Source organism: Nocardia sp. XZ_19_369, from assembly GCF_015355715.1.
Classification (GTDB): Bacteria; Actinomycetota; Actinomycetes; order Mycobacteriales; family Mycobacteriaceae; genus Nocardia.
On record NZ_JACVED010000003.1, the window covers coordinates 728,897 to 751,054 of the forward strand.

Annotated in this window: 15 protein-coding genes and 1 tRNA gene; 11 read left to right on the forward strand and 5 right to left on the reverse strand. The window is 67.2% G+C overall.

Annotated elements, in window-relative coordinates; translation table 11 throughout:
- Positions 1-13 precede the first annotated feature (13 nt).
- Positions 14-4,648, reverse strand: a complete 4,635-nt coding sequence (locus tag IBX18_RS14800) for an ATP-dependent helicase (protein ID WP_194834213.1) — start codon at positions 4,646-4,648, stop codon at positions 14-16.
- A gap of 140 nt (positions 4,649-4,788) precedes the next feature.
- Between IBX18_RS14800 and IBX18_RS14805 the strand changes: the two genes are divergently transcribed.
- Complete coding sequence (locus tag IBX18_RS14805; protein WP_306796265.1) at positions 4,789-5,334, forward strand: histidine phosphatase family protein; 546 nt, start codon at positions 4,789-4,791, stop codon at positions 5,332-5,334.
- Here IBX18_RS14805 and IBX18_RS14810 read toward each other — a convergent pair.
- Complete coding sequence (locus IBX18_RS14810) at positions 5,324-5,950, reverse strand: TetR/AcrR family transcriptional regulator (protein ID WP_194834214.1); 627 nt, start codon at positions 5,948-5,950, stop codon at positions 5,324-5,326. The genes IBX18_RS14805 and IBX18_RS14810 overlap by 11 nt on opposite strands.
- 68 nt (positions 5,951-6,018) lie before the next feature.
- Between IBX18_RS14810 and IBX18_RS14815 the strand changes: the two genes are divergently transcribed.
- Positions 6,019-6,966 carry a patatin-like phospholipase family protein gene (locus IBX18_RS14815; protein ID WP_194834215.1) on the forward strand — a complete coding sequence of 316 codons (948 nt, stop codon included), beginning with the start codon at positions 6,019-6,021 and terminating at the stop codon, positions 6,964-6,966.
- On the forward strand, positions 6,963-7,799 hold the full coding sequence (locus IBX18_RS14820; protein WP_194834216.1) for an SDR family oxidoreductase: 837 nt from the start codon (positions 6,963-6,965) through the stop codon (positions 7,797-7,799). The genes IBX18_RS14815 and IBX18_RS14820 overlap by 4 nt, the downstream gene beginning before the upstream one ends.
- A 67-nt stretch (positions 7,800-7,866) precedes the next feature.
- Here IBX18_RS14820 and IBX18_RS14825 read toward each other — a convergent pair whose 3' ends face one another.
- Positions 7,867-9,021: a lipase family protein gene (locus IBX18_RS14825; protein ID WP_194834360.1), complete on the reverse strand. Its 1,155-nt coding sequence runs from the start codon at positions 9,019-9,021 to the stop codon at positions 7,867-7,869.
- Positions 9,022-9,707: 686 nt separating this feature from the next.
- On the opposite strand from IBX18_RS14825, the gene IBX18_RS14830 reads away from it, so the two are divergent.
- The 3 genes from IBX18_RS14830 to IBX18_RS14840 all read left to right on the forward strand — a co-directional run bounded on the left by IBX18_RS14830 (position 9,708) and on the right by IBX18_RS14840 (position 14,824).
- Positions 9,708-13,181, forward strand: a complete 3,474-nt coding sequence (locus IBX18_RS14830) for an indolepyruvate ferredoxin oxidoreductase family protein (RefSeq protein ID WP_194834217.1) — start codon at positions 9,708-9,710, stop codon at positions 13,179-13,181.
- Between the two features lie 380 nt (positions 13,182-13,561).
- Positions 13,562-14,308 (forward strand): DNA-binding response regulator, encoded by a 747-nt coding sequence (locus IBX18_RS14835; protein WP_194834218.1) that lies wholly within the window; start codon positions 13,562-13,564, stop codon positions 14,306-14,308.
- Between the two features lie 120 nt (positions 14,309-14,428).
- On the forward strand, positions 14,429-14,824 hold the full coding sequence (locus IBX18_RS14840; protein WP_228540955.1) for a DUF2511 domain-containing protein: 396 nt from the start codon (positions 14,429-14,431) through the stop codon (positions 14,822-14,824).
- 110 nt (positions 14,825-14,934) lie between these two features.
- On the opposite strand, the gene IBX18_RS14845 is transcribed toward IBX18_RS14840, so the two are convergent.
- Complete coding sequence (locus tag IBX18_RS14845; protein ID WP_194834219.1) at positions 14,935-15,192, reverse strand: hypothetical protein; 258 nt, start codon at positions 15,190-15,192, stop codon at positions 14,935-14,937.
- 220 nt (positions 15,193-15,412) lie between these two features.
- On the opposite strand from IBX18_RS14845, the gene IBX18_RS14850 reads away from it, so the two are divergent.
- Positions 15,413-16,045, forward strand: a complete 633-nt coding sequence (locus tag IBX18_RS14850; RefSeq protein ID WP_194834220.1) for a Clp protease N-terminal domain-containing protein — start codon at positions 15,413-15,415, stop codon at positions 16,043-16,045.
- A 111-nt stretch (positions 16,046-16,156) separates the two neighbouring features.
- Here IBX18_RS14850 and IBX18_RS14855 read toward each other — a convergent pair.
- Positions 16,157-16,230: transfer RNA gene (locus IBX18_RS14855), tRNA-Met, on the reverse strand.
- Between the two features lie 302 nt (positions 16,231-16,532).
- Here IBX18_RS14855 and IBX18_RS14860 point away from each other — a divergent pair.
- The 4 genes from IBX18_RS14860 (at position 16,533) to IBX18_RS14875 (ending at position 22,142) form a co-directional block, all read left to right on the forward strand.
- On the forward strand, positions 16,533-18,236 hold the full coding sequence (locus IBX18_RS14860; RefSeq protein WP_194834221.1) for an MDR family MFS transporter: 1,704 nt from the start codon (positions 16,533-16,535) through the stop codon (positions 18,234-18,236).
- A gap of 443 nt (positions 18,237-18,679) precedes the next feature.
- The gene (locus tag IBX18_RS14865) at positions 18,680-19,504 is read left to right on the forward strand and encodes an acyl-CoA thioesterase II (RefSeq protein ID WP_194834222.1); all 825 of its coding nucleotides are present in this window, start codon (positions 18,680-18,682) and stop codon (positions 19,502-19,504) included.
- Positions 19,504-20,892, forward strand: a complete 1,389-nt coding sequence (locus IBX18_RS14870) for a hypothetical protein (RefSeq protein WP_194834223.1) — start codon at positions 19,504-19,506, stop codon at positions 20,890-20,892. The genes IBX18_RS14865 and IBX18_RS14870 overlap by 1 nt, the downstream gene beginning before the upstream one ends.
- Positions 20,889-22,142 carry a cytochrome P450 gene (locus IBX18_RS14875; RefSeq protein WP_194834224.1) on the forward strand — a complete coding sequence of 418 codons (1,254 nt, stop codon included), beginning with the start codon at positions 20,889-20,891 and terminating at the stop codon, positions 22,140-22,142. Before IBX18_RS14870 ends, IBX18_RS14875 begins: the two co-directional genes overlap by 4 nt.
- Positions 22,143-22,158: the final 16 nt, after the last annotated feature.

Below are 22,158 nucleotides of genomic sequence, written 5' to 3' on the forward strand. Positions count from 1 at the left end.
ATCCCGGGCTGCGTCATGGGCGGCTCCGGAGACGGAGGCCGCGCGGGGTCGCGGAGAAGCCCGCTTCGCTGAGGAAGCCCGCGAAGGTGTTGCCGTGCACGGTTTCCCCGTCCACCCGGTCGATGACCAGGGAGTCGACGCGGCGGGTGTGCACTAGGTCGGCCAGGGCTTGGGCGGCGGACTGGCGGGCGTTCGGGTCTTCGGTGAAGGTGAGCAAAGTCTTGCCGCCGCGTTCGAGGTAGAGCACCAGGTCGCCGTCGACGAGAACGACCAGTGCACCGGCCTTGCGACCGGGTCGATGCCCGCCGTCACCGTCACCCTTCGGCCAGGTCAGTGCGGCGCCATAGGGATTGGCCGGGTCGGTGGCCGCCAGCGCGAGTGCTTTCCCGGTCTGCGGCCTGGTGTCACCGGGCCGACTGCGCTCGTTGTCGAACGATCGCAGCCGATCCACCACATCCGTGGTGGAGAACTGGGCGCCGCCGAGTGAATCGATGAAATACCCACGGCGACACCGGCCTCGGTCCTCGAACTCGGTCAGCACCCGATACATCAGCGCGAAACCGCCGGGCACGCCCTCGTTCTGCACCGAGCCGCGGGTCAGCACGCCGTATCGCTCCAGCAGCATGTCCGCCGTCGCGTGGGCCCGGACCGTGTTGTCCGACACCCGCTCCGGCAGCAGCGACCAGCGCCCCGCCACCGCGGGCGGGCCGGACCGCGTCGGCATGCTCGGGCGCGGCAGATAGGCCCGCCCGCGTGGTGCCCGGCGTGGTGTCCGATGGGCGGTACTGGTCCGCGTGGTGCCCGACAGCATGGCGCGCACCGGCGCGAAGGTATCGCCGGAAACCATCCCGGCCCAGACCAATTCCCACAGTGCGGACGCCACCTGAGTGTCGTCGAGCAAACCGGTGGCATCGGACAGTTGCCGGAAGAAATAGGCGCCGCCGCCCTGTGGCACCGGGGCGAGTTTCGGGTTGGACGCCGACTTCCGCCCGCTCGCCGTGTCTTCCATGTCGGCCGCACCGGAACTCGGCGGGTCGAGCGGTACCGGCTCCGGCGACTCGGCCGGCGGTGTCCACGGTACGAGGGACGCGCCGAGTGCGGTGAGCAGCCGGAGTTGCACCTCGGACAGTTCGATGTCGTCGGGCGGCGCCAGCGTGAACGGGGCCTGGTCGGTCAGGTGGAGTGCGACCCAGCCGTCCTTGGCGGTGATCGACCCGTGGCCGGACCAGATCACCTCGCCGGTGGCCATCAGTTCGTCGAGCATGGCGGGGGAGTAGTCGCGGACCCGGGCGGGCAGCACGAGCGACTCCCAGGCGGAGGCCGGGATCGGCACGCCCGCAAGCTGTTCCACCACGGTGGCGACGCCGTCGACGCCGCGCAGTTCACCGGTGCCGATGTGCTGCCAGGACGGGAGGAAGCGGCCGAAGGTGGCCGTCGATACCGGTTCGACCTCGTGTCTGGCGGCGGCCAGGGAGCGGCGGCGCAACCGGCGGAGCACCTGCGCGTCGCACCATTCCGATCCTGCTGCACCGGGCGTGAATTCGCCTTCGACGATGCGCTTTTCGGTGATCAGCCGGTGCAGTGCGGTGGCGACGACGGCCGTGCCGAGGCCGAAGCGAGCTGCCACCGCCTCGGTAGTGAACGGGCCGTGCGTGCGGGCGAACCGGCCCACCAGATCACCGAGCGGATCGGCGACCGGCTCGATGAAGGCGGCGGGCGTGCCGATCGGCAGCGGCACCCCCAGCGCGTCGCGCAGCCGGGACGCGTCCTCGACGGCCACCCACCAGCTGCGACCCGCGAACGAAACCTCCAGGGCGCGACGCGCTTTCACCAGCTCGGCGAACCAGGGCGCCGGATCGTCGGTGCAGCGTTCGGCGGCCTCGTCGGCGGTGAGCGGGCCGAGCAGGCGCAGCAGGTCGGCCAGCCCTTCGGCATCGCGGGCGTGCCGTTCCGGGGTGAGCCGCTGCAGTTCCCGCTCGGTCTGCTCGAGCACCGCGGCGTCCAGCAGTTCGCGCAGTTCCACCCGGCCGAGCAGTTCGGCGAGCAGGCTCGAGTCGAGCGACAGTGCCGCGGCGCGGCGTTCGGCGAGCGGGCTGTCGCCGTCGTACATGAACTGGCCGATGTAGTCGAACAGCAGGGCGTTCGCGAACGGCGAGGGTGTCGCCGTCTCCACCTCGACCAGCCGCAGTTGGCGGCGCGCTACCCGGCTGAGCAGGTCACGCAGCGACGGCAAATCGTAGACGTCGCGCAAACATTCGCGCACCGTCTCCAGCAGGATCGGGAAGTCGGGAAACTTGCGCGCTACGTCGAGCAGCTGCGCCGATCGTTGCCGCTGCTGCCACAGCGGGGCCCGCTTGCCCGGATCGCGGCGCGGCAGCAGCAGCGCCCGCGCCGCGCACTCGCGGAAGCGGGAGGCGAAAAGCGAGGAGCCGCCGACCTGTTCGGTGACGATGTCGTCGATCTCGTCGGGCTCGAAGACGAACAGTTCGGCGCCGGGTGGATCGTCGGTGGTGTCCGGCAGCCGCACCACGATGCCGTCGTCGGAGGCGTTCGGCGCGGCGTCCACGCCGAACCGTTCGCGCAGCCGCGCCCCGATCGCCAAGGCCCACGGCGCGTGCACCGGCAGCCCGTACGGCGAGTGCAGCACCAGCCGCCAGTCACCGAGCTCGTCCCGGAACCGCTCGACCACCAGCGTTTTATCGGTGGGCAGATGCCCGGTCGCGGTGCGTTGCTCGTCGAGCAGGGCGCCGAGGTTCGCGGTCGCGAAGGCGTCCAGTCCGGCTGCCGCGGTGAGCTTGTCCAGGTTCTCCGGGTGCTGGCCGACCTTGCGCACGAACTCACCGAGCGCCCCGCCGAGTTCGGCGGGGCGGCCCAGGCCGTCGCCGTGCCAGAACGGCAGCCGCCCCGGCTGCCCGAACGCGGGCGTCACCAAAACTCGGTCGAAGGTGATCTCCTCGATCCGCCAGCTCGTCGCGCCCAGCGCGAACACGTCACCGACCCGCGACTCGTAGACCATCTCCTCGTCGAGTTCGCCTACCCGCGAGGCCTTTTCGCCGACCATGTAGACCGCGAACAGGCCGCGGTCCGGAATCGCACCGCCAGAGGTCACCGCGAGCCGCTGCGCGCCGGGACGTCCGGTGAGCGTGCCCGCGTCCCGATCCCACACCAGCCGCGGCCGCAGCTCGGCGAACTCGTCCGAGGGGTACCGTCCGGCCAGCAGGTCCAGCACCGATTCGTAGGCCGAGCGTGGCAGCGCCGCGTAACTGCCGGTGCCGCGGACGATGTCGAACCAGGCGTCGACGTCGATCGGTTCCAGCGCGCACGCGGCCACGGTCTGCTGCGCCAGGATGTCCAAGGGGTGCGCCGGAATCTGGATCGACTCGATCTGCCCGGCGGTCATCCGCTGCGAGGCCACCGCGCAGTGGATGACATCGGTGCGGTGCTTCGGGAACAGCACGCCGCGCGAGATCTCGCCGACTTGATGCCCGGCCCGCCCGATCCGCTGCAATCCGCTCGCGACCGAGGGCGGCGCCTCCACCTGCACCACCAGATCGACCGCGCCCATATCGATCCCGAGTTCGAGGCTGCTGGTCGCGACGACGCAGCGCAGTCGTCCACTCTTCAGATCGTCCTCGATGAGCGCGCGCTGCTCCTTGCTCACCGAGCCGTGGTGCGCCCTGGCGAGCAACGGGCTCGCACCGTGCACCACCTCGGTCGAGGCCCCGAGCTGGGCAGGCGGCTTGTGCTCGGTCTCCACCGGCTCGCCCAGCCGTGCCGCATAGGTTTCGTTGAGCCGCGCGGTCAGCCGCTCGGCCAACCTGCGCGAGTTCGCGAACACGATCGAGGACTGATGTTCCAGCACCAGATCCACGATGGCCTCGTCCACGTGCGGCCAGATCGAGCCGGGCTGGTCGGAGTCACCGGGTTCGGTCATGTCGGCCACCGGCACCCGGACGGACAGGTCGAAGGTCTTCGGTGCGGGTGGTGAGACGATGGTGATCGGGGCGTTGCCGACCAGGAACCGGCCGACCTCGTCCGGTGGGCGCACAGTCGCCGACAAGCCGATCCGTTGCGCGGGTCGCTCGGTGAGCAGATCCATCCGCGCCAGCGACAGCGCCAGATGCGCACCACGCTTGGAACCGGCGATCGCGTGCACCTCGTCCACGATCACCGTGCCCACATTCCGCAGCGTCTCCTTGGCCGCGGAGGTGAGCATGAGGAACAGCGACTCGGGTGTGGTGATCAGAATGTCCGGGGGTGTGCGTTGCATCGCGCGGCGTTCGGACGTGCTGGTATCCCCGGACCGGACGCCCACGGTGATCGCGGGCGGATCCAGCCCGAGCCGCTTCGCGGTTTGCGTCACACCCACCAGCGGCGCCCGCAGATTGCGCTCCACATCCACCGCGAGCGCCTTGAGCGGCGACACATACAGCACCGAGGTGCCTGCCCGCTCGGCCGTTTGCTCCCGAGTGGCCAGCTGATCGATCGCCCACAGGAACGCCGACAACGTCTTACCTGACCCGGTCGGCGCGATCACCAGGGTGTGCTCACCCGCCGCGATCGCCGCCCATGCACCCAGCTGAGCGGCCGTCGGCGCGGGGAACGCGCCATCGAACCACTCTTGGGTAGCGGGGGAGAACTGAGCCATGGCTTCAGTGTGCACCGAGGCACCGACAAGCAAGCCAGGGTCGCCGATGGCGAGGCGACCTGGGCGGGACTGCACTCCAATCTGGCGCGAATTCCTGGAGAGGCGGAACAGCCGTATGCGCATAGCCGTACGCTTCTCGCGTGCAAAAGGTGCTCAGACTCGACCTGGTCAGCCATGGCATGACCGAGGCGATGCGGAAGGCACGTTTTCCAGTCGACGAATCGCTGACCGAAGCCGGCCGCCGGGCTATCACCGAGTGCACTCCGCTTGCCGCGCCGCGGGTGCTCACCGGACCCGAGCGCCGGACGGTCGAGACGGCGGCGCTGTTAGGGCTGCCCGGCGACGAGGACACCCGACTACGTGACCTCGATGCGGGGGCGTGGCGGGGCGGGGCACTGATGTCGGTGCCCCAGGACGAGCTCTACGCGTGGCTCACCGACCCGATGTTCCGCGGCCACGGCGGTGAATCCGTGGTGGATGTGATCGAGCGGACCAGGTATTGGATGGCCGAGATCGCGTCGGAGGGTGAGTCCACCATCGCCGTCACCCATCCCGCTGTCATTCGCGCGGCCCTGCTGGTGACCCTGGATGCACCACCGAAATCGTTCTGGCGGATCGATATCCCGCCGGGCAGCGTCACCCGATTGCACTATCGCGGCGAATGGACCCTGCACTTCACGGCGTGACCGCGCTCTTCGCGGCGAGCGGTCCCGCGCCGAGCGTGACGAGCAGCCGGACGGCATCGGTGATCAGTCTGGCCGGGATCGACGGATCGATGGCGCGCTGCATGCCGAGGCCGATGCCCATGCTGAGGATCCCGGTCGCGGCATCCTCGGCGGGCACCGGCAGTTCGATCCCCAGCGTGTCGGCCAGCGTCTGCACCTGTGCCGCCACCGCGCCGCGCACCACGCCGAGGCTCGACACCAGCGCCGCCTGCAATGCGGGATCGTCGCGGGAGACGGTCGCGAACTCGAATTCGAGCATGGTCCAGCCGACATCGCCGACGGTCCGCTCGGCCCACTCCTGAAACCGCTCGAGCTGTTCCTCGAAGCTGTCACCCGCTGCGAGCAGATCGGTCACCTCGGCGAATTTGGTCGCGTGGATGAGCTCGATCACCTCGAGGCCGAGCTCCTTCTTGGTGCGGAAGTTCGAGTAGACCGCGCCCTTGGAGTAGCCGGCCTCCTCGGCCACCCGCTCCAAACTGGTGCTCGCGTAGCCGTCGGCCAGGAAGAGGTCGCGTGCCGTGGCGATCAGGTCAGCGCGGGTGCGGGCCTGGCTCTCGGACCGGGTCAGACGTGCCATGCCCTGATTCTACGTACCGTCGGATTTCGGATACCGCTGGTATTTGAGTTCTGCTAGTGTCTAGAACCATGGGTAACAACAACGGGTCGCAACGCCGCGGCCTGGCCATCGGTTGCGGTGGCACGCTCGGCGCCGCCTGGATCGTCGCGGCACTGGCCGCGGTTCGGGACGCGCTCGACTGGGATCCCCGCGAGGCCGATGTGTTGATCGGGACCTCCGCGGGTGCGGAGTACGTGACCATGCTCGGCAGCGGCGTCTCGGTGGACGAGCTGGTCGCCATGCAGGAGGGCACTTCCACGAACTCGATCCTGTTGGCGCACATGCGATCAGGTCCCGGTCGGTTTCCGCCGATGCCGCGCCTTCGACTCGGTTCGGTACGACTTCCGCTGCGCCGCACCGACTCCGGGCAAGCACTGCTCACCGCGGGTAGCGGCCTGATGCCGGTCGGCGGCGGTGACGCGAGCTGGTTGCAGCAGCTCGCCGAGCGGCTGAACCCTGGTCGTTCCTGGGTGCAGCATCCGGCGACCTGGTTGGTGAGCATGGATTACGCGACGGGAGAACGGGTTCCGTTCGGGGCGCCCGATGCACCGATGGCGCCGCTCGGTGCGGCGTTGCGCGCGTCGTGGGCGGTACCCGGCTGGTTGCCGCCGGTACCCATCGCCGGACGCCGCTTCATCGACGGTGGCGCGGGTTCCACGGCCTCGGTGGACCTGCTGATCCCGCAGCAACTGGACGAGGTCATCGTGCTCGCCCCCATGGCCTCGACCGGGAAACTTCCCGCGACCAGTGCCGGGCACTTCTTCGAACGGCAGCTGCGAAACCGGATGAGCGCCAAGCTCGATGCCGAGATCGCGCAGCTGCAAGCGACCGGAACCAAGGTCCTGCGCCTCGACGCCACCGCCGACGATCTCGCGGTGATGGGCCCCAACTTCATGGACGGCCGCCGCCGCATCGACACCTTCCAGCACACCCTGCGCCGCACCCGCCGTGCGCTCGAACAAGGAGCCTTCGCATGAGAATTCTCGGTCACGGTTACCCCGACTTCGACCTGAAGGGCGCCCGCGTCCTCATCACCGGCGCCGGCCGTGGCATCGGTCAGTCCACCGCGGAACTGTTCGCGGCCAAGGGATCCGAGGTGGTGATCGCCGACGTCGACACCGTCGCCGCCGAAACCGCCGCGGCCGCGATCGGCGCGCAGGCTTACGAGCTCGACGTGCGCTCACGCGGCCAGTGGGACAAGGTGATCGCCGACCTCGGTCGCGTCGACATCCTGGTCAACAATGCCGGAGTCATGCCGGCCGGACCGTTCCTCGACGAGCCGGACGTGGTCGGCCAGGCCACGATGGATATCAATGTCTGGGGTCTCATCCACGGCATGCGCGCCGTCGCCCCCGGCATGATCGAGCGCGGCCACGGCCACATCGTCAATGTGGCCTCGCTGGCCGGCAAGATCCCGGTCGCGGGCCTCGCCGTCTACAACGCGAGCAAGTTCGCCGCCGTAGGTCTCTCCGCCGCAACACGTTTGGAGTTCGCCCCGCAGGGCGTCAGCGTCAGCTGCGTCCTGCCGTCGGCCGTGCGCACCCGCCTCTCCTCCGGCCTCGCCCTCGGCCACGGCATGCCCACCGTCGACCCCGAAGACGTCGCCGCCGCCATCGCGCGCACCGTCACCACCCGCAAGGCCGAAGTGGCCGTCCCCAACTACCTCGCCCCCATCGACGTGGCCCTCGCCGCCGCCCCCGAACGCGCCGTCCGCCTCGTCCGCCGCCTCTTCGACGGCGACCGCGCCCTGCACCCCGCCGACGAAAAGACCCGCGCCGCATACGAAGAGCAGGTCCGCTCCATCAGCTGAGTTCGACCACGCACGAAAAGTGGCCCCGGAGAAGATCTCCGGGGCCACTTGTCGGTGATGCGCTAGCTCAGCAGCTGGTGGGGGCCGGGTCACCGCGGAAGCGGGCTTCCACGTAGTTCCAGGCGTCGGCGAAACCGGCTACGGCCGTGGTCATGTGTTCGGCGATCTCGTAGGTGTGGAAATCGACGGGGGCGCCGGCTTTGCAGTAGCGGTCGGCGACTTCGGCGACAGGTGGGTAGAAGGTTAGTTCGTCGAAGCGGCCCTGCCACAGGAAGGTGGGCACGGTGGGGATGCCGTCGAAGTGACGCAAGCTGTTCTCGCGCAGTACTTCTCGGGCTACCGGGCTGTCCATCAGGCTCTTCGACGCGGCCATCTGTTCGGCGTTGCGGAAGGCGCCGTGGAAGAGCAGGAACCTGCGGCACGCGTCGTGGGTGAATTCGCGGAACCAGAGGCCGTTTTCGTTGAGTTGATCCGAGATCGGCAGCTTCTCCGGGTATTCCCGCTCGAGGCCCATGGCGGCGGCGAAGGCCAAGCCGAAGCCGGGGTGCGGGGCGAAGCCGAGCGACAGCGCCATCTCCTCGAGGTCGGCGGGGATACCGCCTGCGACGGCGGCCGCCAGCTTCAGATCGGGGGCGTAGGTGGGCTGTAGTGCGGCGGCCCAAGCGGTGGCCATGCCGCCGCCGGAGTAACCGGCCAGCGCGACCGGCGAATCGCCGAGACCGAGCTCGGCCACCTTCTGCACGGCCCGGACGCTGTCCAGCGTCATCATGCCGCTGAGCCTGGCCGCGCCGTAGGCGGAGGTGGGGCCGAGGTAGTCGGGCAGCGACACCGCCCAGCCGCGACCGATCGGCAGCATGGCGCCGACGGCGTCCTGGAGTTCGCCGTTGAACAGCGACCGCGACGGGTTGCACTGGGTGCCAAGGGAATTGATCAGCGCCTGGTAGGAGACGAGCGGCGGGTTCTTGACGCCGTTCGGCAGCAGGACGGTGGTGATCCCCATGACCGGCTTGTTCATCGAGTTGGTGGACCGGAACGCGACCTGCCATCCCGTGGTGCCCACGTACGGGCCGGTGTCGATCTTGCGGACGCGGACGACGTCGCCCGGTCGCAGCGCCGCCAGCTCGGCCGGCGGGGTATAGAACACATCCGGATCCGGTGTGGGATAGAGCGGTTGAGCGTTGACGGGTAGGCCGAGCAGGCCGACCGAGACGACGCTCAACAACAGGATCGCAATCCTGAACGGGACTCTGTGCACGGTTTTCCTTCGAATTCTCGGCCGTGACCGACTCGCCGACCCCGACAACGCCTCGGCAACTCGGACGGACCACCACTGCAAGGGAAAGCGCGGCGAACGTCGTCGTTCGCCAGGCCGACGGATAGCAATACCCACAGCCGAACCGAAGGTCGGACCGGCACACCACCTTTCGGCTCAACGACTACAGGCGGCCGCGGTCGGCGGCACCATCCGCAGCGAACGTAGCGCTAAGCATGCCGTCGCGCGCAACCGGGTCCGGCATATTGGACAATTCACAACGCCCTAGCTGTGCATTTGACCAAGGTCACTGCCCGCCGCAAGCGCTGAACCGCCTGTAATAGCAGTTAGCTCTCGCAGGTTGGGCCGGGTGGGTACCGCACGGTCTGTGGAGCGGGACATCACGGAGCCGCCACTCGATGTTTGCCGCCGCCGTGTCCCGTTCGCCGGAACACTCCGATTCGGCGTCAGGTGGTGGAGGTCACAGCAAACCTCACATCGTGCATAGTGTGTGCCCATTCACAAGCAGTGAAATTGCGCAGTCTGCTCAACTTTATCGACGCCTATTGTTCATTTCGCGCTTCGAAGGCAGGCTATCGGCATCAAGTGCTCAACTAGGGAGGCGCCCGATCGGCGCCGACCGGACGGGTGGATGTATGACCGAGCTCGCCGATCACGATCTGATTCCGGCGCCTTATGACCTTGCCGACCGCTACCGGGTCGGCGCGGGCACCGTTGTCCTCACCGGGGTCCAAGCGATCGCGCGTCAATTGGTGGAGCAGCACGTGCGCGACCTGCGCGCCGGGCGCCGGGTCGGCACGTTCGTGTCGGGCTATCAGGGCAGTCCGCTCGGTGGCGTGGACAAGATGCTGGCCGGGATGCCCGACGTGCTTTCCGAGCACGATATTTCGTTCGTCCCCGGCCTGAACGAGGAGCTCGCCGCTACCTCGGTGTGGGGGAGCCAGGCGGATCTGCCCAAGGGCGCCGCCACGCACGACGGCGTCGTCGGCGTCTGGTACGGCAAGGGACCCGGCCTGGACCGCGCGACGGACGCGCTGCGGCACGCGAACATGTACGGGGCCAACGCCAACGGCGGGGTGCTGCTGCTGGTCGGCGACGACCCGGCCTCGAAGTCCTCCACCGTGCCTGCCGTCAGCGAGCGCTCGCTGGCCGCCATGAACATCCCGGTCCTGTTCCCGCGCAACGCCCGCGAGATCATCACGATGGGCCTGCACGGCGTCGCGCTGTCGCGCGCCTCGGGTTGCCTTGTCGCGCTGAAGATCGTGGCCGATGTCGCCGACGGCGCCTGGTCGGTCGATGGCGACGCGGGCGACATCGACATCATCGTCCCCGAGATCACCTGGGAGGGCAGGCCCTTCCGCTACCTCCAGCGCCCGATGGCCGCGCCGACGGACAGCGTGATCGCCGAGGCGGACCTATACGGCCCGCGCTGGGAAGTGGTCAAGGCCTACAGCACGCTCAACGACCTCGACGTCATCGAGCTGAACCCGCCGCATGCCACCATCGGAATCGCGGCTACCGGAACGACTTTCGACGCCGTCCGGCAGGCACTGATCGACCTCGGCGTGGACGACGACGCCTTGATGCGCGCCGGTGTCCGGCTGCTGCGGATCGGCATGCCGTTTCCCATTGCGCCCGACCGTGTTCGGCAGTTCGCGAAGGGCCTCACCCGCCTCGTGGTCGTCGAAGACAAGACCGCCTTCATCGAGACCCAGATCCGGGAGATCCTCTACGGCACCGCCGACGCGCCGGAGATCATCGGCAAGCGCGACGCCGCCGGTCGCCCGCTGTTCAGCCACGACGGTGAACTCACCACGGGCCGGATCACCAAGCCGCTCAGCCGGGCCCTCAATGGGTTCCTGGAGATGAAACGGCCGCTGCCCCAGCCACTGTCGCTGGCGGTGTTGCCCGCCAAACGCGCCGCCTACTTCTGCAGCGGCTGCCCGCACAACCGGTCCACCGCGGTGCCGGAAGGCTCGCTGGCCGGTGGCGGCATCGGCTGCCACACCATGGTGACCATGTCGGGCCGGGAAGACAGTCAGGTCACCGGCCTCACCCAGATGGGTGGCGAGGGCGCGCAGTGGATCGGCCAGGCGCCGTTCACCGATGTGCCGCACCTGTTCCAGAACATCGGCGACGGAACGTATTTCCACTCCGGGCAGCTCGCCGTGCAGGCGTGCGTCGCCGCCGGGGTGAACATCACCTACAAGCTGCTCTACAACGACGTCGTCGCGATGACCGGTGCGCAGGACGCCGAAGGCGCGCTCGCGGTCCCGATGCTGACGCACAAGCTCACCACCGAGGGCGTCGCGCAGATCATCATCTGCGCCGACGAGCCGAAGAAGTACCGCAAGCGCGATCTCGCCCCCGGCACCAAGCTGTGGCACCGGGATCGGCTCGACGAGGCGCAGCGCACCCTGCGTGAGGTCCCGGGCGTCACCGTGCTCATCTACGACCAGCATTGCGCCGCCGACGCGCGCCGCCAGCGCAAGCGCGGCACCCTGCCGGTCCGCACGACCCGGGTCGTCATCAACGAGGCGGTGTGCGAAGGCTGCGGTGACTGCGGCGTCAAGAGCAACTGCCTGTCGGTGCAGCCGGTGGACACCGAGTTCGGCCGCAAGACCCGGATCGATCAGACCTCCTGCAACACCGACTACAGCTGCCTGGACGGTGACTGCCCGTCCTTCGTCACGGTCGAGCTGCCGGATCCGGCAAAGGCCAAGAAGCGCAAGGTGATGCAGCGGCCCGCACCGCCGGTGCTGCCGGATCTGCCGGTGTCCGCGCCGGCGACTACACAGAACGTCTTCCTGGCGGGCATCGGCGGCACCGGCATCGTCACGGTGAACCAGGTGCTGGCCACCGCCGCGCTGCGGGCGGGCTACGAGGTGGCGAGCCTGGACCAGATCGGCCTGAGCCAGAAGGCCGGACCGGTCGTCTCGCACCTGCGGTTCGCCACCGGCGAACTGGAGCCCGCGAACCGGCTGACCCCGGGTTCGGCGGACTGCATCGTCGCCTTCGACCTGCTCACCGCCACCGACAACAAGAATCTGGCCTACGGCTCGAAGACGCACACCCTGTCGGTCGCGTCCACCAGCAAGACCCCGACCGGGGACATGGTGTACGACAAGTCCGTTCAGTACCCGGAGACCCCCGCGCTGCTGACCCGGCTCGAGCAGGCCTCGCGGGAGGTGCGCTCCTTCGATGCGCTCGCTGCTGCCGAGGTGCTGTTCGGCAATACCGCCGCCGCCAACTTCCTCATGGTCGGCGCCGCCTACCAGCTCGGCGGCCTGCGGCTGCCCGCGGCGGCGATCGAGGAGGCCATCGAGATCAACGGTGTCGCGGTGAACGCCAACATCGCGGCGTTCCGCTGGGGCCGGGTCGCGGTCGCCCGCCCGGACGACTTCGCCGCGGCTGTCGGCCGTACCCAGCCGAAGAAGGCCGAAATCCAGGTCCCGGCAGACCTTTTCGAAGGCCTTACCGCGTCAGGCGAGACCAAGCGGCTCGTCGAACTGCGTGCCACGGAGCTGATCGGCTTCCAGGGCGTCCGCGTCGCCCGCGACTATGTGCGTACCGTGCAACACATTTGGGACGCACAGCTGCGGGTCACCGGACGCACCGAGTTCAGCGAAGAGGTGGCCAAGGGGCTGTACAAGTTCACCGCCTACAAGGACGAGTACGAGGTCGCCCGCCGCCTCACCGACCCGGCCTTCCTGGACGAGGTCGCGGGTCAGCTGCCCGAAGGGGCGAACCTCACCTACAAGCTGCACCCGCCGGTGCTGCGGGCGATGGGCCGCAAGAAGAAGATCGGTATCGGGCCGCGCGGGCACTTCACGCTGAAGATGCTGGCCAAGGGAAAGCGGCTGCGCGGCACCAAGTTCGATCCCTTCGGCTACGCCCACGTCCGCCGGGTCGAGCGCACCCTGCTCGCCCACTACACCGAGATGGTGACGACCCTCGCCGACACGCTCGACGAGGCGGGCTACGACCGCGCGGTCCAGGCCGCGGCCCTTGCCGACACCGTCCGTGGCTACGAGGACATCAAGCTCGCGAACGTGCAGCTCTACCGAAACAGCCTGCGCGACCTCGGCATCGAGCCGCCGCAGGTGTAGCCCAACGGCGTGGTCTGGGCAGTAGACCGCGCACCTGGTCGAGCGTATAGGCCACGCTCCCGGGCACATGGGAAGCGGCCCGCAACCTCTGGTTGCGGGCCGCTTCTGCTTTGCGCAGGTGATGCGGGGTTTGCAAAAGTATTGACCCGGAATGGAACCGATCGGGCGTTCGCCGCGTCCAAGGAAGGTAACGAGCAAAGACAGGAGTGATCGGCGGCCCCGGGAACGGCGGCCGTAGCAGACCATGGCGGGGATTCGGAGGGGATCCGCGGCTTCATCGGCTGACCGTCATGGCTCGACGAGACCGCACCGCACCGGGTGCGGAATCCAGGATCAGGTGCGCCGTACGGTGCACCCATCGAAGTAGTGGGGGAATTTCCATGAACGCTGTACAGCTGTGCCGGGACACCGAAGAAGTGACCAGGTCCAACGCGTTCGTCCATCCGAGTCTGCGCGAATACATGGACCCGACGAACGGGCCGTGCGGGACGCTGTTCGCCGCGTCGTTCCGGCTCGAGTTCGCCGACTACGACCAGCTCGCCGCGCGCCGGGACGTCGACAGCGCTCCGATCGTGCTGCCGGTCAACACCGAGTATCAGGCCGAAAGCCTGCGGTCGATCCGGGCCGCCCACGCCATGGGCCTGATCGTCGCGGTCACCAACGATGTCACCGGTCACGCAACGTATTTCGCGATCCGGGCCGGCGCCAACTTCGTGATCAACATCGCGATAGCCGTGGAACGACAAGCCGAGATACTCCGCGCGCATCTGTTCGACCGAGCTGACAAGCCGAGCCCGTCGGTGTTCGGCACCGTGCCGAATCGGGGTGTGAACAGCCCGCGGCCGGAGCCCACCCGTGCGCGTGAGGTCACCCCGGCCGTCGGGCGGGTACCACGGTCGAGCACGCCGGACCGTCGACCCGAGCTGAACGAATTCGATGCCCGGCTGCTGCGAATGCTGCGCACCTCGATGACCGTCGCCGAGATCGCCAGGCACAACTACCTTTCGGAGCGGTCGATGTACCGACGCATCCGCGCGCTGTACAACACGCTGGGCGTGCGCAACCGCGCCGAACTGGCGGAGAGCCGCGCCGCCGCCCGCCCACCGATGACCGTGCTGCACAGCTGAACGGGCCCGCCGCCATCGCGGCGGCCCGGCGACCTCGAGCACAATCTACCGCCGGGCGATCCGAAACCCAATGATGTGCAACGTAATCGGAAGTCGAAGATCGAGTTACCGGAGGAATATATGAGTTCGATGGTTCGCGGATTGCTCCTGACCGGTGTCGCGTGCAGCGGCGCACTGCTGATCAGCGCGTGCGGCGGTGGTGCCGGGCCGAAGTCGCCCGCACAGCCGAGCCCGGTGCCGCTACCGGAACCGAATTCCAGCAGTCAGCCCGTGGCGAGCGAAAACCTGGGCTACCTATGGCCGTTCACCGTTGAGCGCGGCATCATCGAATGCCGCGCCGGCGACCAGGCCGTGTTCGTCGCTCCGGACGGCAAGCCGTACGCGCTCAACGAAAATGCGGAACAAGCAGGAGTGCCCAGTGTTGAACCATTGCGCGCCGACGGTTCCGGTGGTGACAAGATAAGTCTCGGTGCTGTGCGCAGCAGAACGCTGCAATTGTGCAAGTTCGCGGGATAGCGGCAGGGTGCCGGCGGTGCGGCTATGTGACTCCAACGTCTGTTGAAGGCACATAGCCGGAGCAATAAGTCACCGCCGGCCGGCGAGCGAGTAAGCCCTGCGAATTACGATCAGGGCTTGGGGACCCACACAAAGGCGCCATCGACGGGCTTGCATTCGTAGAATGCACCTTGGAGCCAAACGACCTTTCCGTCGATGCCGGGGGCACAGTACATTTCGGCCGCGTGGAACGATCCCGGTGTGTACTGGGCGGACACTGCGGTCGGCGCCGAAATCGTCGCATCGGCGGATGCCTGTGCAGGCAGTCCGAGCATCGTTGCCCCGGCGGCAATTCCAGCGATAGCGGCAGCAAAACGAATCTTATTCATGGGTGCATGACTTTCTTTGTGATGTCGACGCGTGTTCGGTGTCGATCTGAAGCGACATTAACAGCGCGATATGCCGGGCGGTGTGTGTCGAGGCTGCCAAAGTCGTTGCCGCACTGCCGCGTAGGTGTGGCAGTATCGCGCTGACAGTTCGACTGACATGTTTATCGCGGAATCACCATTGTGTATTGCGGGGCACCGCTGATCCGTGCACCATGAATAGATGGATCTGCTCAATATCGGGGCGAATGAGGCGATACGCCTGAAGCATGGCTGGATCGGCCCGGAGCACACACTCCTGGGTGTGCTGCGCGGCGACAGCGGCGATGTGGCGCGGCAGGCCCTCGAGCAGGCAGGCGTCAACGCTGCGGCCGTCGAAACACGGCTGCGGGCAATGGATTCCGGCGCAAAGGTGGACGGGCTGAGCCCTAACCCGCGCTGGCACGCGATCCATGGACGCGCTGAAGGTATCGCCTACACGGTGGGGGCTACCGAGCCTGGCACAGTGCACTTCCTGCTCGCTGTGCTGTGGGATCGCACGCGCTGGTTGTTGCCCGACACCGCCGAAGGAACTCGCGCGGCGATCGTTGCCGCACTGAGCAGTCTGGGTGTGGAACTACCGCGCGTCCCGCTGCCCGTACTCGAGCGCCCGACCCGAATGGGCACCTACGTCGAATTTCCGCGGCGAGCGACCGACGATGTCATCGCGCTGCTTGCGGTTCGCCATCCGCCAGGAAGCGGGCCCAGGTGGGGTTTCAACTACAAGAACGACGAAATCGCTTGGGCCCGAGCGGAGACCGGAATCGACCTGCATGGGATCGTCGATGAAGTGCTTGCGCGAATAGACGGGAAGTAGTCTGGCTTGCCCCGCGGCCGATGGAGTCGGGCGCATCGTTACCAGCGGCGCGCACTCGAGTCCGGCAACGAAAACGGCCCGAAACCTTATGGTTTCGGGCCGTATCGTTTGTAGCGGGGACAGGATTTGAACCTGCGACCTCTGGGTTATGAGCCCAGCGAGCTACCGAGCTGCTCCACCCCGCGTTGGGTGTCTCCAACCTTACACACTGAGAGTCTGGATGCGAAAACGCCTGGTGGGGCGAGTCGTCTGGGGGTAGTGGACGGCGGAAGTCGGGCGGCGCCGGTTCCTGGGCGGCTATGGCGTGGATCACAGCTAACCGGTCATAGAGATAGACATCACTCCTCGTTTCCCGAATCGTGACCGAGGTTTATCGTTGCTGGTTCGTGATGCTGAGTTCGTGGGCGCAAGGTCGCCGCGGTCCGGGGATGGGAATGACCGCAGTTTCGACAACTGATGCGTGATTTTCTGATTTCAGGAGTTGCTGATGGCGCTGACCCATCGCGGACATCGGACCGAGCGAGTAGACGCGGCCGCGGTATCGGACAGTCCGGCAGGATTCACCCATCGGCAGGTGCTGGTCATCCTGAGCGGCCTGGTCCTGGGCATGTTCATGGCGGCGCTGGATCAGACGATCACCGCGACCGCCGTGCGGACCATCGCCGATGACCTGTCCGGCTACTCGTTGCAGGCGTGGGTCACCACGGCCTACTTGATCACCGCGACTTTGACGACGCCGTTGTACGGCAAATTGTCGGATATGTACGGCCGCAGGCCATTTTTGCTCGCCGCCATCGTGATATTCGTCGGCGGATCGCTGCTGTGCACGGTGGCGCAGTCGATGTATCAGCTCGCGGTGTTCCGGGCTGTACAGGGCGTGGGTGCCGGCGGGTTGATGTCGCTGGCCTCGGCCATCCTCGGTGACATCGTCAGTCCGCGTGAAAGAGCCAAGTATCAGGGGCATTTCCTGGCCACCTGGGCGACGGCGAGTGTGATCGGCCCGGTACTCGGCGGCCTCTTCGCCAGTCAACACGCCATTCTCGGGATCACCGGCTGGCGCTGGGTGTTCTTGATCAACGTTCCGGTCGGGCTGGTCGCGCTGGTGGTGGTGTATCGCGTGGTCCGGATGCCGAGGAGGAGTCCAGCCAGCGGCCGTGTCGATTGGCTCGGGACTGCGGCCTTCGCCACCGGCATCACGCCGTTGCTGATCGTCGCGGAGCAAGGCCGTAGTTGGGGATGGACCAGTGTGGGCGCGGTGGCCTGCTATCTGATCGGCGCGGTCGGGCTGATCGCGTTCGTCGGTATCGAGGCGAAGATGGGCGAGGCGGCCTTGATTCCGTTGCGGCTCTTCCGGAATCGGACCTTCGCGCTCGGTGTCGCGATCGCGCTGGTGGTCGGTGCGTCACTGTTCGGCGGCATCATCCTGGTGCCGCAGTATCTGCAGGTCGTGCGCGGGGCCAGCCCGATCGCCGCGGGGCTGCAGTTGTTGCCGATGGTCGGTGGCCTGATGGTGGGTTCGATCGTGTCCAACCGGCTCATCACGCGGACCGGCCGGTACCGGGCATTCCCGATCATCGGTACGGCGACGGTCGCGGTCGGCCTGTTCCTGTTCCACTATCTGACGCCGGAAACGCCGCTGTGGCGAACCATGATCTTCATGGCGATCACCGGCTTCGGATTGGGAAATCTGTTGCAGCCCATTACTTTGGCCATCCAGAACGCCGCCGCGCCCAAGGATATGGGTGTATCGAGCGCGGCCGCCACCTTCTTTCGTCAGGTCGGCGGCACCCTCGGCGTCGCGGCATTGCTGTCGACGCTGTTCGGCCTGCTGCCGACCAAGGTGACCGCCGCGATCGAAGCGGCGTCGACCCGGCCGGCGTATCAGCAGGCCGTGCTGGCCGGTTTGCACAGCAGTAATCCTGCCGATGTGGCCTTCGCGCAGGGGCTGGTCCACCACGACCCGGCCGCGGTGCAGAAGGTGCTCGACGACAGTTCGGTCATTCAGCAACTGAACCCGACGCTGGCGGGTCCATTGCAGACCGGCTTCGCCGAAGCCATGTCGACGGTGTATCTGGCGGCCGCCGTGCTCGCGCTGGTCGCCTTGGTGATGGTGCTGTTCTGGAAGGAGATCCCGCTGCGGGAATCCGGTGGGATCGAGTCATCCGGGGCCGACGACGGCATTTCGAAATAGAAAAACCGGCAGGAATCGGACAATCCATGCGCGATTGTTAACTGTTTATTAAATGCTGGCAATTCTCAGAAAGTCGAGTGCTGATCAGTCGATCGTAAACGGACAGTAAATCGCTTCTCGGTGTCCATTCGCGGCAATCCAATGCATGCGCGCCGTCGTGTGATAGTCGCCGACGGCTGGCTGATCTGGAATCTCAATGTTCTGATACCTGCTGCTCAGCGACGTATTCAGAGTGGATATGGGCGGTTCGCGCCCTTGGTGAACGGCGGTATTCCGTAAAGACACTCTCACTCACTGTGAAATGGATTACAGCCCTCTTGAATTAGATTAACCAGAGGTTCACTGTGTCTGGTACGAGGTGTCACACGATGATTTATCCGAGCTCCATCTGCACGGGTGCATCGCCAGCACTGTTTGGGATCTCTGAAGCAAAGGTTTTGCCCATGGTTGAGTTACTCGACGCGATGGCGGTGGAGCAGATCGACACGAACTTCTTTCGTGGCAAGCTGCAGCACCGCACCGCGCTGGTTCGGACATTCGGCGGCGAAGTGGCGGCACGAGCGCTGGCGGCGGGATCGGCGGGCATGCCCGCCGGATTCAAGGTTCATTCGATACACGGATACTTCGTACGGTCGACCGCGTCGGAGATTCCGATCGACTATTTGGTCGACACCGTCAAGCACGGCCGGTCGTTCGCGGTGCGCCGCATCCGGGCGGTGCAGCACGGGCGGGAGACCTTCTTGATGGTCGCCTCGTTCCACGTCGGCGACCGCGGTGTGCGGCATGCCGACGCGTGCCCGGAGGCGCCGGACCCGGAACAGCTGGCCCGGATCGGCGTGGGCGACGCGGGCAACGAATGGGAGGGCTGGGACATCCGCCCGGTGCCCGATTCCGCGATCGGTGCTGCGCGCCAACAGGTTTGGCTGCGCTACACCGGCGAACTGCCCGACTGCCCGGTGACGCACAGTTGCGCACTGACCTACGCCAGTGACATGACACTGCTGGGTGCGGCCGTCGCGCTGCACCCGGGCATCGCCATCCAGACGGCGGCGCTGGACTATTCGATCTGGTTCATGCGGCCGTATCGCGTCGACGACTGGCTGCTGTACGACGAGATATCACCGTCGGCAGGTGCCGGGCGCGCGTTCACCCAGGGCCGGATCTTCAGCCGCACCGGCGAATTGGTGGCCATGGTCGCCCAGGAGCGGATGCTGCGGCTGGCCGATCCCAGCTTCGGCCACAGCCTCGTCGATCGGGCGGCCTCCTGATGGCCCCGGTGTACGTCGGTCTCACCGACAAGGCGTTCCTGCGACTGCACCACGGCTACGGCGCACCGGTCATCAGCCAGACGGTGACGGTGCTGGCCAACCGGCTCACCGAGGACGAGCTGGGCGAGATGTACGCCCAGTTGCGCTCCGGCCCGTTCATGCGGCGGGTGCGCCGCCCACGGGTGCCCTTCGCCCGCTGGCGCTGGGTACTGGCGGACACCGCCTTGCCGTTGCACCTGGAGCATGCCGCGATCGACGACGCCGACGCGCTGGCCTGGGCCAGTGACGAAGCGCAGTACCCGCTCGACCCGGAACGGGGCTACGGGTGGCGGCTGTCGGCGGTGCCGACGCGGTCCGGCGGCATGGTCCTGTCCTGTATCGCCTCGCACGCCATCGCCGACGGCCACGCGGGACTGATGGCGGCCATCGGCTTGGTCCAGCCCGAGCTCGCCACCACGGAGGGCCTCACCGACGCCGTCACCTTCCGCGACGACCTGAAGGACGGCACGCGCCGCGGGATAACCGTTGCGCGCGAGGTGGTTTCGGAAGCGCGGCGAGCGCGCCGGGATCCGTCCCATCGCAAGGCGATCCGCCGAGCCCTGTCCGGCCGCTGCTCGACGCAGCCGTCCGCGCCGCTCGGCTGGCATGAAGGCTCGGTGATCGCCACGTTCGACGCGGCGCGGTGGAAGGACCTCGCGGCCCAGCGCGGCGGCACCGCCAACACGCTGTATCTGGCGCTGGTCGCGGACCTGCTGCGGCACTGCGGGCTGATCGGCGAGACAGGTCCGCTGGTGTTGATGACCGCTGTGCGGATTCTGCGCGAGCAGGATCAGATCGACTCGAATTCCTTTGCCCGCGTGCCGATCGTGGTGCAGCGGGAGTGGCTGGATCAGTTCGACCTTGCGCCGTTGCGCGCGGCCAGCAAAGCCGGCTTCGGGTCGGTGCGCGGGGTCGGGGCCGGCGGAATATCGCGTCCGCGGAACATGCCGCCCGACCTGGTCGATGTGCTCCCGGAGGGCGTGGTCGAACGGCTCGTCGACACCCCGCCGATCACCGTCGGAATGTGTTCGAACATGGGCGTATTGGACCCGTTCGTACCGACGGTGGTGCGCCACGGCGCGGCGCCGACGATGTTCGTGATGCGCGGCGTCTTCCAGGGCATCGACACCGCGCAGGCCGGTCGGCAGCCGATCGCGCTGGCCACCTGGCTCTCGGAGTTCGACGGGAAGATCCAGTGGGTGCTGGAGAGCATCAAACCCGAAATGGCGCACACCGACGAGGAATTGGGCTTTCTGGCGCGGCTGGTCGCCGAGTCCTGGGGATTGGATCCGCTGCACGTCAGCAGTGGTGGTGGCAGTACCAGCAAGACAGCCAGGGAGTTCTCATGACCAAGCCGTTGATCAAACTGGGCACCGAGTTCGTCTACAACCCACATCCGGTGTACGACGAGCTGCGCGAACAAGGGCCGATCCACCACGTGCTGCTGCCGAACGGGCTGACCTCCTGGCTGGTGGTCGACTATCAACTCGCTCGTGCGGTACTCGCCGACGACCGCATCAAGAAGGGCGCGGCCGCCCTCGCGCCGATCACGACGCGGCTGCGACCTGGCGATATGTACACGACGATGAGCGCGGACCTGTGGGAACACATGCTCAGCTCCGACCCGCCGGACCATACTCGCCTGCGCAGGCTGGTGACCAAGGGGTTCACCGCACGCACCGTGGAGCAGTTGCACCCGCGCATCGATGCGCTCGCCGATCACTTGCTCGACGAAATGGCGGGCAAGTCCGAAGTCGACTTGATCGACGGCTACGCGCTGCCGATTCCGATGACGGTGATCTGCGAACTGTTCGGCGTGCCTGCGGCAGATCGGGCGCGGTTCCGGGAGTTGTCCACCACGATGACAGCGTCGTCGGCCGAGAATGCCGAAGATCAACAGGCCCTGGCGAATTCGCCGTTCTATGCCACAGCGGCCGAGCGCGGGGCCGCGAGTATCGAGCTGGCCACGTACCTGATCGGGCTGGTCGCGGAGCGATCCAAGGACCTCGGCGAGGATCTGTTGTCCCAGCTGATCATGGCCAATCACGAGGGCGACAAGCTCAGCGACCGGGAACTGATCGCCATGCTGTTCCTGATCCTGGTGGCGGGTCACGAAACGACGGTCAACCTGATCGGCAACGGTCTCTACGCCATGCTGCGCGACCGGGTGCTCTACGAGGAGCTCACGCACGCACCGGAACGGATTCCCGCGGCCATCGAGGAGTTCCTCCGCCACGAGGGACCCGTCCACCTGGCCACCCTGCGGTACACCGCCGAGCCGGTCACGTTGGCGGGCATCGACATTCCGGCCGAGGAGCTGGTGTCGGTGTCGCTGGCGGCGGCCGATCACGACCCCGGCCAGTTCGCGGACCCGCACACCCTCGAGATCGGCAAGACCGGCCTGAACAAGGGGGGCCACCTGGCCTTCGGGCACGGCATCCACTACTGCGTCGGCGCCCCGCTGGCGCGGTTGGAGGCGAAGGTCGCGTTCGCGAAGATCCTGGCCCGCTATCCGAACATGAAGATGGCCGACGAGGTGCAGTGGCGGCCGAGCACCTTCCTGCGCGGCCTGCAAACGCTGCCGACCGTCATCGACTGAGCAAACGACGAAGGCC